General features: G+C 37.3%; 13 protein-coding genes and 2 pseudogenes. 12 read left to right on the top strand and 3 right to left on the bottom strand.

Going from position 1 to position 12,552, the window contains the following annotated elements; all coding sequences use genetic code 11:
* The 12 genes and pseudogenes from lplT to J3U00_RS11035 all read left to right on the top strand — a co-directional run bounded on the left by lplT (nt 1) and on the right by J3U00_RS11035 (nt 8,478).
* The gene (gene lplT / locus J3U00_RS11085) at nt 1–1,188 is read left to right on the top strand and encodes a lysophospholipid transporter LplT (protein ID WP_065563718.1); all 1,188 of its coding nucleotides are present in this window, start codon (nt 1–3) and stop codon (nt 1,186–1,188) included.
* A complete protein-coding gene (murQ, locus tag J3U00_RS11080; RefSeq protein WP_267332418.1) occupies nt 1,175–2,086 on the top strand; it encodes an N-acetylmuramic acid 6-phosphate etherase in 912 nt (303 codons plus the stop codon). Before lplT ends, murQ begins: the two co-directional genes overlap by 14 nt.
* A gap of 186 nt (nt 2,087–2,272) precedes the next feature.
* Nucleotides 2,273–2,645 (top strand): annotated as a pseudogene (locus tag J3U00_RS11715) (PTS sugar transporter subunit IIA); the annotation flags it as partial.
* A 59-nt stretch (nt 2,646–2,704) separates the two neighbouring features.
* Nucleotides 2,705–3,247, top strand: a pseudogene (locus tag J3U00_RS11710) (PTS system mannose/fructose/N-acetylgalactosamine-transporter subunit IIB); the annotation flags it as partial.
* Between the two features lie 21 nt (nt 3,248–3,268).
* Nucleotides 3,269–4,069 carry a PTS mannose/fructose/sorbose transporter subunit IIC gene (locus J3U00_RS11070; RefSeq protein ID WP_065563721.1) on the top strand — a complete coding sequence of 267 codons (801 nt, stop codon included), beginning with the start codon at nt 3,269–3,271 and terminating at the stop codon, nt 4,067–4,069.
* 16 nt (nt 4,070–4,085) lie between these two features.
* The gene (locus tag J3U00_RS11065) at nt 4,086–4,997 is read left to right on the top strand and encodes a PTS system mannose/fructose/sorbose family transporter subunit IID (RefSeq protein WP_065563722.1); all 912 of its coding nucleotides are present in this window, start codon (nt 4,086–4,088) and stop codon (nt 4,995–4,997) included.
* Nucleotides 4,998–5,147: 150 nt separating this feature from the next.
* Nucleotides 5,148–5,516 (top strand): DUF956 family protein, encoded by a 369-nt coding sequence (locus J3U00_RS11060; protein ID WP_065563723.1) that lies wholly within the window; start codon nt 5,148–5,150, stop codon nt 5,514–5,516.
* Nucleotides 5,517–5,778: 262 nt separating this feature from the next.
* On the top strand, nt 5,779–6,027 hold the full coding sequence (rpsP, locus tag J3U00_RS11055; RefSeq protein WP_065563724.1) for a 30S ribosomal protein S16: 249 nt from the start codon (nt 5,779–5,781) through the stop codon (nt 6,025–6,027).
* A gap of 18 nt (nt 6,028–6,045) precedes the next feature.
* Complete coding sequence (rimM, locus tag J3U00_RS11050) at nt 6,046–6,573, top strand: ribosome maturation factor RimM (RefSeq protein ID WP_065563725.1); 528 nt, start codon at nt 6,046–6,048, stop codon at nt 6,571–6,573.
* Between the two features lie 16 nt (nt 6,574–6,589).
* Entirely contained in the window at nt 6,590–7,342 is a 753-nt protein-coding gene (gene trmD, locus J3U00_RS11045; RefSeq protein WP_267332417.1) for a tRNA (guanosine(37)-N1)-methyltransferase TrmD, read from the top strand.
* 31 nt (nt 7,343–7,373) lie between these two features.
* Nucleotides 7,374–7,724, top strand: coding sequence for a 50S ribosomal protein L19 (gene rplS / locus J3U00_RS11040; protein ID WP_065563727.1), 351 nt, complete (start codon nt 7,374–7,376; stop codon nt 7,722–7,724).
* A 151-nt stretch (nt 7,725–7,875) separates the two neighbouring features.
* Nucleotides 7,876–8,478, top strand: a complete 603-nt coding sequence (locus J3U00_RS11035; RefSeq protein WP_065735090.1) for a MarC family protein — start codon at nt 7,876–7,878, stop codon at nt 8,476–8,478.
* Nucleotides 8,479–8,571: 93 nt separating this feature from the next.
* Here J3U00_RS11035 and J3U00_RS11030 read toward each other — a convergent pair whose 3' ends face one another.
* From J3U00_RS11030 to J3U00_RS11020, 3 genes are read right to left on the bottom strand one after another with little or no spacing between them, the layout of a single operon-like run.
* Nucleotides 8,572–9,957 (bottom strand): amino acid permease, encoded by a 1,386-nt coding sequence (locus tag J3U00_RS11030; RefSeq protein WP_267330387.1) that lies wholly within the window; start codon nt 9,955–9,957, stop codon nt 8,572–8,574.
* A 54-nt stretch (nt 9,958–10,011) separates the two neighbouring features.
* Nucleotides 10,012–11,118 (bottom strand): alanine/ornithine racemase family PLP-dependent enzyme, encoded by a 1,107-nt coding sequence (locus J3U00_RS11025; RefSeq protein ID WP_065735086.1) that lies wholly within the window; start codon nt 11,116–11,118, stop codon nt 10,012–10,014.
* Nucleotides 11,119–11,137: 19 nt separating this feature from the next.
* Entirely contained in the window at nt 11,138–12,544 is a 1,407-nt protein-coding gene (locus J3U00_RS11020) for an APC family permease (RefSeq protein WP_065563731.1), read from the bottom strand.
* Nucleotides 12,545–12,552: the final 8 nt, after the last annotated feature.

The following is a 12,552-nucleotide window of genomic DNA, read 5'->3' as shown; positions in this document are numbered from 1 at the left end:
ATGAATAAACAGCCTTTATTAACCGTTGGCATGGCTGCAACCATGCTAGCCCAGTTTTTTTCAGCCTTTGCTGATAATGCTATTTTCTTTGCAATATTAGCTTTTATTAAACAACTCAATTATCCAGAGTGGAGCCAATCGGCATTACAAATCGGTTTTGTCATCCCTTTCATCCTTCTTTCGCCATTTGTTGGTCAATTTGCTGACAGCATGTCTAAAGGCAGAGCGATGATGATCTCAAATGGTATTAAATTATTAGGTGCTGCTGTTATTTGCCTAAATATCAATCCATTTTTAGGTTATTTTCTAGTTGGTGTGGGAGCAGCCGGTTATTCACCAGCAAAATATGGTATTTTAGGTGAGCTAACCTCAGGCGATAATTTAGTGAAAGCAAATGGTTTAATTGAAGCATCAACAATTGCAGCTATTTTACTAGGCTCACTTGCTGGAGGCCATATTGCTGACTTAAACATCACATTTGCATTACTTACTTGTGTAATAATGTATGGCCTAGCTGTTATAGCAAATATTTTTATTCCTAAACTTCCTGTCGCTCGAAAAGACATTGAGTGGAAGTTTATGAGTATGATAAAGGATTTTGCTAAAACCTTTAAAATTATTTTCAATAATAAACAAGCACTTTATACTTTACTCGGCACTAGCCTATTTTGGGGAGCGGGTATTACCTTGCGCTTTTTATTAATTAGCTGGGTGCCAATTGTGTTAGGTATTACTGACAACTCAACCCCAACAAATCTAAATGCCGTTGTGGCAATAGGTATTGTTGTTGGTGCTGGCCTTGCTAGTGCTATGGTTTCAATATCCAATACATTACGGTGTATTCCAGCAGGAATATTAATGGGGTTTGCCGTCATTGCATTTACCTTGCAAAGCAATATGACAAGTTCTTATATTCTATTAGTGATTATTGGTGCTTTAGGTGGTTATTTTTTAGTCCCACTAAATGCATTAATTCAAAAAATGGGGAAAGAGCTTATTGGTGCTGGTAGTGTAATTTCAATACAAAACTTAAGCGAATATAGTGCAATGATGATTATGCTCAGTGCTTATACGTTAGCTATTGCTTGTGGATTATCTGTTATTACTATCGGTGTAGGTTTTGGTATGCTATTTGCCATTCTTATCGGGTTTGTATGGTTAGGTTTAAAATCACATGTCAAACATTAATTTATCAGCAATGATCACCGAAAATCGCAATAGTGCGAGCGAGAACATCGACTGCGCATCCACCCTTGAAATACTTCAAATTATCAATAATGAAGATAAAAAAGTGGCAATCGCTGTCGAAAAACAATTAGCTAATATAGCCAATGCGGTAGATGCAATTAGCGATGCTTTCTTAAATCATGGCCGTTTAATTTACCTTGGTGCCGGCACTTCTGGACGATTAGGTATTTTAGATGCGAGCGAGTGCCCACCTACTTACGGAACGCCTCCAGAACAAGTCGTTGGATTAATTGCTGGCGGGCACCCTGCCATATTTAAAGCGGTTGAAAATGCAGAAGATTCACCCGAGCTAGCAGTTAATGATCTAAAAAATATCAATTTTAGCAAAAAAGATATTTTAGTAGGTATCGCAGCAAGTGGCCGCACACCTTATGTTATCGGCGGTATGCAATATGCTCAATCACTGGGTTCAACAGTAATTAGCTTATGTTGCAACCCCAATGCACCGATGATTAACTTGGCCAATATTGCCATTACCCCAATTGTTGGCGCAGAAGTAGTTAGCGGTTCATCAAGAATGAAAGCCGGTACAGCACAAAAATTAGTACTTAATATGTTAACCACAGCCAGCATGATTAAAATTGGTAAGGTTTACGGTAATTTAATGGTTGATGTTGAGGCCACTAATGCTAAACTCGTAGAACGCCAAATATCAATTGTCATGCAAGCAACCGATTGTAACCGGGAGACGGCTATTTCAACACTAAGTCAATGTAACAAAAATTGTAAAACAGCTATTTTAATGATTCTTGCAAGGTTAACAGCTCAGCAAGCAAAAACAGCGTTACAACAAAATAATGGTTTTATCCGTAAAGCATTAGAACAAAGCAACAAATAATCTTTCTTAGCATTACACAAATATTACTGTTCTGATAAAGAAAGATTATTCTAAAATTTAGCAATATATTTTATCAAACCTTGATGAAGATCGAATTTATAAATCATATTGTTAACTAAAATAAGTAAATAGATTTATTTTATTAACTTTATATTAGCAATAATATAAAAAACTGGGAGGTACGTTATGGTTGGAATAATCTTGGCAACTCATGGTGAGTTTGCTGAAGGTATTTTACAATCAGGGACGATGATATTTGGAGAGCAAGAAGACGTTAAAGCCGTTACTTTGCATCCAAGTGATAGTCCTGAAAGCTTAAAGGAACGGATGCTGGCAGCAATTGCTACTTTCGATGATCAAAATGAAGTGCTTTTTTTAGTCGATTTATGGGGTGGAACACCATTTAACCAAGCCAATACACTCTGTGGTGAACATCCAAATTGGGCTATCGTTGCAGGTTTAAATCTTCCAATGTTGATTGAGGCATACTCATCACGTTTATCGATGGAGACCGCCAAAGAAGTGGCTGCCGCCATTATTGAATCAGCCCAAGATGGTATTAGAACAACGGTTGAAGTGGCAGCTAAAACAACGCCAAACAATCAACAAACAAGCACTATCCCTGAAGGTACTGTTTTAGGCGATGGTAAATTGAAAATTGTATTAGCGCGTGTTGATTCACGCTTGTTACATGGACAAGTGGCAACCTCTTGGACTAAAGCGACTAACCCTAATCGTATTATTGTGGTTTCAGACTCAGTTGCCAAAGATGAATTAAGGAAAAAACTGATTGAAGAAGCCGCACCTCCTGGTGTTAAAGCCAATGTTGTGCCAATTAAAAAAATTATTGAAGTTGCGCATGATCCCCGTTTTGGTAACACAAAAGCCTTATTACTTTTCGAAAACCCTGAAGATGTACTTCGCGCTATAGATGGCGGTGTTGATATTCAAACATTAAATGTTGGTTCAATGGCGCATTCTGTCGGCAAGGTAATGGTCAACAAAGTGCTGTCAATGAGCGCTGAAGATGTTGATACATTCGAGAAATTAAAAGCGAAAAATGTGAAATTCGACATTCGCAAAGTACCTAATGATTCTGAGGATAATATGGATGAATTATTAAAGAAAGCGAAACAAGAATTAGCTGAACAAAAGAATTAGTTTAATTAAGGGGTTATTATTATGACTTTATCAATTATTGCTATCATTTTAGTGATAGTTATTGCGTTCTTAGCTGGAATGGAAGGTATTTTAGACCAATTCCAATTCCATCAACCACTAGTTGCTTGTTCACTAATTGGTTTAGTAACAGGAAATCTAGAAGCTGGCGTAATGTTAGGTGGTTCATTACAGATGATAGCATTAGGCTGGGCAAATATTGGCGCAGCGGTTGCACCTGATGCCGCGCTTGCTGCTGTTGCTTCATCTATTATTTTAGTTCTTGGTGGACAAGGTGAAGCTGGTGTATCGACAGCTATCGCTATTGCCATCCCACTAGCAGTTGCTGGCTTATTTTTAACGATGATTGTGCGAACTATTGCCGTCCCATTAGTGCATTTAATGGATGCTGCAGCAGAGCAAGGTAATATCCGTAGAATCGAATGGTTACAAATATTAGGGGTTTGTTTACAAGGTTTACGTATTGCAATACCAGCAGCAGCGCTGTTATTTATTCCTGCTGAAGTGGTAAAAGACGCATTAAATTCAATGCCTAAATGGCTATCAGAAGGTATGGCTATTGGTGGAGGCATGGTAGTGGCTGTTGGTTATGCGATGGTAATTAATATGATGGCAAATCGTGAAGTTTGGCCATTTTTCATTATCGGTTTTGTTGTTGCCGCGATATCACAATTAACCTTGATTGCAATTGGTGCTCTAGGTATTGCTCTAGCACTAATTTATCTAAATCTTTCTGAACGTGGCAATTCATCAAATGGTGGTAGTAAAGGCGATCCACTTGATGATATTTTAAATGATTACTAAGAACTTGGAGAAGAACATGACAGATCGAATTCATTTATCGAAAAAAGACCGTTTATCGGTAGCTTGGCGTTCAACTTTCCTTCAAGGTTCTTGGAACTACGAACGTATGCAAAATGGTGGCTTGGTTTATTCAATGATTCCTGCTATCAAAAAATTATATACCACAAAAGAAGATCGTTCGGCTGCACTTAAACGCCATTTAGAATTTTTCAATACACATCCTTATTTAGCATCGCCTGTACTTGGTGTGACTTTAGCCCTAGAAGAAGAACGTGCTAATGGTGCGCCTGTTGATGATGTCACTATTCAAGGGGTAAAAGTGGGAATGATGGGACCTTTAGCTGGGGTTGGTGATCCAGTATTCTGGTTTACCGTTCGTCCTATGCTTGGTGCACTAGGCGCCTCACTTGCCTTGAGTGGTAATATTTTAGGGCCAATTCTATTCTTTCTGCTTTGGAACATAATTCGCATGAGCTTTATGTGGTTTACCCAAGAATTTGGTTACCGTACTGGTTCTAAAATTACCGATAACTTAGGTGGAGGTTTACTCCAAAAAATCACTAAAGGTGCATCTATCTTGGGGATGTTTGTTCTGGCAGCTTTAGTACAAAGGTGGGTATCAATAAAATTCCAACCAGTCGTATCCACAGTAAAATTAGATAATGGTGCATTTATTGATTGGAATTCCCTACCTGCTGGTGCCGAAGGTATACAAAAAGCATTGATACAAATGCAAGATGGGCTCGCACTTAGTCAAGACAAAGTAACGACTTTACAAAATAACTTAGATCAGCTAATTCCTGGACTTGTACCATTACTATTAACGTTCTTCTGTATGTGGTTACTTCGTAAAAAAGTATCACCTATTATAATTATTCTTGCACTATTCTTAGTCGGTGTTACTGGTCATGTTATTGGTCTTTTATAAAGCCAACAATGTTGACTAAAAAAGTTGAGGAGCGCACTTTTTAAACAAAATTGCTGTTTTGCCTCAAACAAAAATCACCCTTTTCTTTATAAATAATGAGAAAAGGGTGCCTTAGCAACTCAGATTAAAATAATGGATATAAGTAGCTAAATGGTTCAATCATTAAATACCAAAGTAGATTTAACAGTAAAAGCGACTGCTTTTTCAGGTTTTTCAGAATATGGCCAGATTATGATTGGTGATAAGGCGTTCGAATTCTATCATCAACGCGATCCTCGGAAATATATTCAAATTCCTTGGGAAGAGGTCGATTATGTTATCGCATCGGTATTTTTTAAAGGTAAGTGGATATCTCGTTACTCCATACAAACAAAAAAAGACGGTACGTTCGCTTTTGCGTCCAAAGAGCCGAAAAAAGTATTAAAAGCAATACGTGTCTATGTTGATAGCAAAAAAATGGTCAAAGCGTTAGGATTTTTTGACGTGTTAAAACGAGCTTTGTTCCGGAAAAAGTCTTAAAGATCAACCATCACTTTTAAAATATATCATTATATAGCAAGCAAGCTCACCATTATCAATGAAGCTAATTATTTATAATATAACTAGTTAAAAAGATGAATTTATGTTCATTTATAACTAAGCTTGTCGATAACTGATGCTACCTAACTTTTTCACACACAATCAGCCATTGCACTTTTTGCTAGAAAGAGTATAATTTTAGGGCTTTGATTTTGTCCGTGTTGGGCAAAAGAAAGATTATTTTTTAATTTAAGAGGATGTTATGGTAACTATTCGTTTAGCTCGTGGTGGCTCTAAAAAGCGCCCTTTTTATCAAGTAGTTGTCACTGATAGCCGTAACCCACGTGATGGTCGTTTTATTGAGCGCGTTGGCTTTTTTAATCCAATTGCACAAGGTAAAGCAGAAGAATTACGTTTAGATCTTGATCGCGTAAATTATTGGGTTGGTTTAGGTGCTACTATTTCTGATCGTGTTAATACATTGATCAAACAAGCACAAAAAGCTGCTTAATTAAGTAATAGTGTAAAGATGAATACTGAGAATCTAATCGTTGTTGGTAAACTTGGTTCAAGCTACGGCATTCGTGGATGGCTCAGGATTTTTTCGTTTACAGAATTTCCAGATAGTATTTTTGATTACAAACCTTGGTATATCCAGCGTGCTGGAAAATGGCAGGAAGTAATCGTTGAGAGCTTTAAACCTCATAATCAAGATATGATTGTCAAACTCAAAGGCGTTGATGATCGAGATCAAGCCAATGCGTTAACTAATGCTGAAGTATTCGTTGATGCAGAAGAATTGCCTGAGCTTAATCAAGGCGATTTCTATTGGAAGGATTTGATTGGCTGTAGAGTGAAAACAATTAACGGTTATGATTTAGGTCAAGTAACTGATTTAATGGAAACCGGTTCTAATGATGTGTTGGTTGTTAAAGCTAATCTAAAAGATGCATTTGGAGCAACAGAACGTTTAATTCCTTTTGTTGAAGAACAATTTATTAAACAAGTTGATTTAACAACAAAAATGATTGTGGTCGATTGGGATCCCGCATTTTAATCGGTAAGGTAAGAATATGTGGATTGGCGTAATTAGCCTTTTTCCCGAAATGTTCCAAGCTATTACCTGTTATGGTGTAACTGGTCGAGCAGTAAAAAACGGACTGTTAACAGTAGAATATTGGAACCCGCGCGATTTTGCGCATGATAAGCATAAGACTGTCGATGATAGGCCTTATGGTGGTGGTCCCGGCATGTTAATGATGGTACAACCACTTAGAGATGCGATTCATGCTGCGAAAGCAGTAGCAGGTGAAAATACAAAAGTAATCTATCTTTCCCCACAAGGGCGCAAATTAAACCAACAAGGTGTTTGCGAGTTGTCACAATATCAAAAATTGATTTTGATTTGTGGTCGATATGAAGGTATAGATGAACGCGTTATCCAAACCGAAATTGATGAAGAATGGTCAATTGGGGATTACGTGTTAAGTGGCGGTGAGTTACCGGCGATGACAATGATTGATGCATTAGCAAGGTTTATTCCAGGTGTATTGAATCATGAATCATCAGCAGAAGAAGACTCTTTTGCAAACGGTTTACTTGATTGTCCACACTATACCAGACCTGAGGTGTTAGGTGGAATGGCGGTGCCTGATGTGTTAATGTCTGGTCACCATGAAGCGATTCGTCGCTGGCGATTGAAACAATCACTAGGACGAACTTGGTTGAGAAGAGAAGATCTTCTTGAAAATCTAGCTCTGACTGATGAAGAGCAACGTTTACTCACTGAATTCCAATGTGAATATCGTGATAAACCGAGCCATTAATATTTCAGTATAACTAGTAAGAGACAAAATTATGAAAAATGCAATTATTCAGCAATTAGAACAAGAACAAATGAAAAAAGACATCCCGTCTTTTCGTCCAGGTGATACGGTAGAAGTTAAAGTATGGGTTGTTGAAGGTAACAAAAAACGTCTTCAAGCATATGAAGGTGTGGTTATTGCAATTCGCAATCGTGGTTTACATTCTGCATTTACAGTACGTAAAATTTCGAATGGCGAAGGTGTTGAACGAGTATTCCAAACTCACTCACCAACTGTTGATTCAATTACTGTGAAACGTCGTGGTCAAGTACGTCAAGCTAAACTTTACTACTTACGCGAACTTCGTGGTAAAGCGGCTCGTATTAAAGAGCGCCTTAACTAATTCAAATTGGTTAATATTTAATAAACTATTAAAATTATATCCAATTAAATATGGTCACCTTTATGGTGACCGTTTTTATGTGTATAGTTGATTCCCGCCAACAATTGTTGACAGATTTCAAGCAATATCTAAAGCTATAAAGGGTAATACTATGGATAACTATCTTGTTGAAATTCTCGCCACCACAACCAAGTTATTCGCGTTAATGACACCGCCAGCAGTGCTAAGTGCATTTTTAAGTGGTACTAAACAATATGATGAACAACAACGCCGAAAGACTGCACTTAAAACATCGTGTGCCGTTTTTATTATTGGTATTGTGTTATTCTTTTTTGGTAATGCCATGTTTAGTGTGTTTGGTTTTACACTCGATGCTTTTAGAATTGGGTCGGGAGCATTACTATTTATTACCGCTGTTTCATTGATGAATGATTCACCTGAAAAAAATAAAATTCATACTGATGATGATGATATTAGTGTGGTTCCTCTTGCAATACCTTTATGTATGGGACCAGCCTCCATTGGTACGATTATTGTTATGGGGACAAGTTCGGTAGGTATGCAAAACCTGATTGGCGCCCTTTCGCTATTGATTGCCTCAAGCGGTATTTATGCCATGTTACTATGCGCAAAAAGCATTGCTAACGTTTTAAAAAATACTGGCATTGCAATTTTGTCAAAACTTACCGGGTTATTAATATCAGCTATTGCCGCTCAAGTTGTATTTACTGGCGTCTCTGCATTTTTAAAATAAGTTTTATAATTCAGATAATTAAAAGTTCAATTCTAACAGTAAGTAATCACCTATAATTGATAGTTAAGGTGATTACATAAACTGATAATAAAGTTAATCGGATTTACGTTTTTTGAAAAAGTAATATGAAGCTAAAATTACGAAAATTAAGATTACCTCAGATAATAAAATAAAATGCCCTGATTCACCAAACCATACCCCAACAATAATAATAATGTTAACAGTAATAGAAATCATCGCTAACCAAGGAAATAGCGGAGATTTAAATTTGATCATATCTTTAGAGTATTTGCCTTCATTCACTCCCTTACGAAATTGATATTGGCACCAAGCAATAATAATCCAAGCAAAACACCCAACTTGTCCAGTACTTGCTACCAAATAGAGATATAATTTTTCAGCAGCAATATATTTAGAAAACAGCGAAACTAACGCAATAATTGCGATAAATAATATTCCTTTAGTTGGCACGCCTCGTTTATTGACTTCTGAAAAGTATTTTGGTGCTAAATCATCCTGAGCCATCGACCATAGCATTCTCGAGCTGGCATAAACAGCCGAATTAGCGGCCGATATTGCAGCACAAAAGATAACAAATAGCATCACATATGAAGCAAAGGTAATCCCGGCTTTATTGAATACCCAAACAAATGGGCTAATTTCATTATGGGTTGCTCCATAAGGGTAAACTAGTGCTAACACCGCAATCGCTAACACATAAAACAAGATAATACGAAAAGCCACACCAGTGATAATTTTTGGCAATACGCTTTGAGGTGATTGCGCTTCACCAGCTGCACTACCAATTAATTCGACGCCCTGAAATGAATAAGTAACAATTGTCATACAAACAAAAATTGATAAAAATCCACTAGGAAACCAACCTTGTTCGGTTTTAAGTGTTGGTAATACATGTGTTTGATTATATTGATGATAGAGTAAATAAATACCAACAGCTATAAATGCAATAATGGCCAATACTTTTATCGTTGAAAACCAGTATTCACTTTCGCCAAAAGCTCTAACAGACGTTAAATGGACACAAGTAATAACGGTTAAAATAATTAGACTAAGAATATAGATGGGAATAGAGGAAAAAACTTGGTGAGCGATCATCGAAGCTGCAGTTAAGTCAGCAGCCATAGACAGTACCCAGCTTAACCAATATAACCAGCCAATGGTATAACTCCAAATAGGATGTGGAATAAACATTAGTGCATAATGCTGAAAAGAACCCGCATGTGGGAATGCACAAGAAAGTTCACCTAAGCAAAGCATGGTCGACAGCATAATACTACCCGCAAGTAGATATGCGATAATCGTTCCTAATGGTCCAACCGTGCTAAGTGGTGCTGCAATACCAATAAATAATCCAGTTCCTATTGAGCCACCTAACGAAATCATCAATAAATGACGATTTTTTAAGTTTTTCTTTAAGGTACTGGGATAAGGACTTTCTTGAGATTCTGATGTTGCCATGTAAACCGCCTAGTAATCAATAATAGCTGCTGGTTGCCCAGCAGCTGATAGATATTAATAAACAAACCGTTTTTCTACACCATTGGTTTGGCAAGCCATAAGTAGGGCTGTATAATCAAGCTCAAACCCAATCATATCGCCAACACGTAATGTTTCAGAAACATCTTCAATATCAACAATAGTATGATCGCTGGTTTGACCTAAGACCGTAATGTTGTCATTAATCGGTATACAGCTTTCTGCTGGCACATCTTGACGGCCAAAAGCGAGAAGCGCGCGTTTACGAGTACCATGATCAACAAAAGTTTTACTGTTCAAAAAGGCATCAACACCTAATTCTCCAACAGGAACGGTTGGTTTACTATTAAGCTCGATGATTTGTGCATACAATTTATACATGTCACTACAAGCTTTTTCTACAGGTTTGTTTGAGTGATGAAACTCATCAAGATATTTCATATCCACATACTCAATACCAAACTCATGTAAACCACCAATTCGAATGTGATTAAGCCCTTCTGGCCAGATCCCTTTATCAAGCAGATGGTAACTTGTACAATTACCAGCTGATAGATACTTGATCTTGATATTACAAGCTTCTTCTACTTTACGCGCTATGTGTAAAAAATCCACACCATTTTTAACAGTTGGTAGAACAGTACCATAGCAGTTGAAGTTAGTCCCAAGCCCATAAAGCTCAACACCCGGTAAAGATAAGATTAGTTTGACTGTTTCGATGATATCATCGACATGTTCAAACCAAATACCTTCACGTAAATCGCCCATATCAACCATTAAAAGTACTTGATGGACTTTTTGTTGTTTTACCGCTTCATCAGAAAGTGCTTGGATAACTTGTTTTTCACTGTTTAAGCTAATATCTGCGTATTTCACTACTTCACTGATCTCACTTAAACAAGGACTACGTAATAAACAAGTTTTACAATTTAAAGCATCTTTAAGTTTCTTCAAATTGTAGGTCCTTGATTCAGCAATAACATCAATACCACCATCAAGCACCGCTTTGGCGGTTTCAACACAGCCATCAAAGACTTTATTTACCGCCATCACTTCAATGCCGTGTTTAGCAAGAAGCTCTTTTTCAACACGGGCATTGTCTTTTAATTTACCTAAATCAATTTCCAATATAGGTTTGTACATAAATTTACTCCTCTATATCTTATTGCAAGCGGTTACGTCTTTGTGCGCGATGGTATATCCATTCAGCTAACACAATTGCAAGCACTGCACCACCAACAATTTTAGCGATGTACTCAACATATCCACCCATATCAATTTGTGCTGGTGGAATAAAGACTAAGATCACCGCAAATAGCGTAGATAAGAAACCTAAACCAGGTAAAATAATTGGTAAAACTTTACCAGGAATCTTGAAGCTACGTGGTACATCTGGTTGAGTAATACGTAAGCGATAGTACGCAATAAACATCACTAAATAAGGAATAAAGTAACAAATGGTTGTTAATGCAGTTAACATCCAATATGCAGCAGCAATACTTGGTGATACGAATGTTGAGAAACAAAGTACCGTTACAATTATTGCTTGGATAACTAAAGCAAATGCTGGTGTTTGATATACAGGATGTAATCGACCAATACGTTCACCAAGTAAGTTATCTTCTTTTGATGCTTCTTGTAACATATAAATAGGACCAACTAACCATGAGTTAATTTGACCTAATGCACCAAAGAACAAACAAATTGCCATTACTGGTAATAACCAAGGCATGTGTAGCTCTTTAGCAGCAGCTTCCATCGCTTGCATTACACCGGCAACAATATCAGTATCAGCAGCAGGTAATAAGGTATTAATTGCCCAAGTACCAATCATATAGATACCAACGATAACAACTGCAGATACCGCCATCGCTTTAGGGAAGTCACGTTGTGGATCACGAGTACGACCAGCGATCATTGGTGCAACTTCTAGCCCAGCAAAAGCAAACATCATGCTTGATAAAAATACAATAGTATCCCAGCTACTTAAATCCGGAATCCAATCACTAACATGGCTATAATCAGTTGCCATTGGATGACCAGTCATTAACCATACAATAGCTAATAACACGATAATAGCAGCAGGAATAAATACACCTAACCATGCACTAACACTGTTAATGATTTTAGTCCATTTCATGCCTTTGATATTCATTAACGTTAAGATCCAGAATACTGCCATGGAGCCAACACCAATAAATACCTGATTCTGAGCAAGTTCAGGGCTAAACATATAACCAATTGCAGTAAAACCAAACTGCAACATTAATGGGAAGAAAAGCACACATGAAAACAGGAAGCAAACAACCACTATCCAACCGACACGTTTACCAAATGCTTCTTTTACCCATACAAAGATCCCACCATCTTTTGGCCAGCCTGTTGAAAGCTCACCACAAACCATGGCTAATGGAAAAAACAAACAAAATGCAGCAAGTAGCCAAAGCACCATTGCTGACGCTCCGTAAGGAGCAACATTAGGAATTTGACGTAAACTCAATATTGCAATGACATTCATAAACACAATGTCTTTAATACCAAGTAAACTTGAATCTTTAGAATCACTCATAATAACCT

This window comes from Gilliamella sp. B3127, from assembly GCF_026536935.1.
Taxonomy (GTDB): Bacteria; Pseudomonadota; Gammaproteobacteria; order Enterobacterales; family Orbaceae; genus Gilliamella; species Gilliamella apicola_E.
This window is presented reverse-complemented; position numbering and strand designations above follow the sequence as displayed.

Bases quoted from the DNA above. Each gene is read 5' to 3' on its own strand.
- J3U00_RS11035 (WP_065735090.1), top strand. From the start codon at position 7,876: ATGGATAACTATCTTGTTGAAATTCTCGCCACCACAACCAAGTTATTC.
- J3U00_RS11025 (WP_065735086.1), bottom strand. From the start codon at position 11,118: ATGTACAAACCTATATTGGAAATTGATTTAGGTAAATTAAAAGACAAT.
- J3U00_RS11065 (WP_065563722.1), top strand. From the start codon at position 4,086: ATGACAGATCGAATTCATTTATCGAAAAAAGACCGTTTATCGGTAGCT.
- murQ (WP_267332418.1), top strand. From the start codon at position 1,175: ATGTCAAACATTAATTTATCAGCAATGATCACCGAAAATCGCAATAGT.
- rplS (WP_065563727.1), top strand. From the start codon at position 7,374: ATGAAAAATGCAATTATTCAGCAATTAGAACAAGAACAAATGAAAAAA.
- lplT (WP_065563718.1), top strand. From the start codon at position 1: ATGAATAAACAGCCTTTATTAACCGTTGGCATGGCTGCAACCATGCTA.
- J3U00_RS11060 (WP_065563723.1), top strand. From the start codon at position 5,148: ATGGTTCAATCATTAAATACCAAAGTAGATTTAACAGTAAAAGCGACT.
- rpsP (WP_065563724.1), top strand. From the start codon at position 5,779: ATGGTAACTATTCGTTTAGCTCGTGGTGGCTCTAAAAAGCGCCCTTTT.
- J3U00_RS11030 (WP_267330387.1), bottom strand. From the start codon at position 9,957: ATGGCAACATCAGAATCTCAAGAAAGTCCTTATCCCAGTACCTTAAAG.
- rimM (WP_065563725.1), top strand. From the start codon at position 6,046: ATGAATACTGAGAATCTAATCGTTGTTGGTAAACTTGGTTCAAGCTAC.
- J3U00_RS11070 (WP_065563721.1), top strand. From the start codon at position 3,269: ATGACTTTATCAATTATTGCTATCATTTTAGTGATAGTTATTGCGTTC.
- J3U00_RS11020 (WP_065563731.1), bottom strand. From the start codon at position 12,544: ATGAGTGATTCTAAAGATTCAAGTTTACTTGGTATTAAAGACATTGTG.
- trmD (WP_267332417.1), top strand. From the start codon at position 6,590: ATGTGGATTGGCGTAATTAGCCTTTTTCCCGAAATGTTCCAAGCTATT.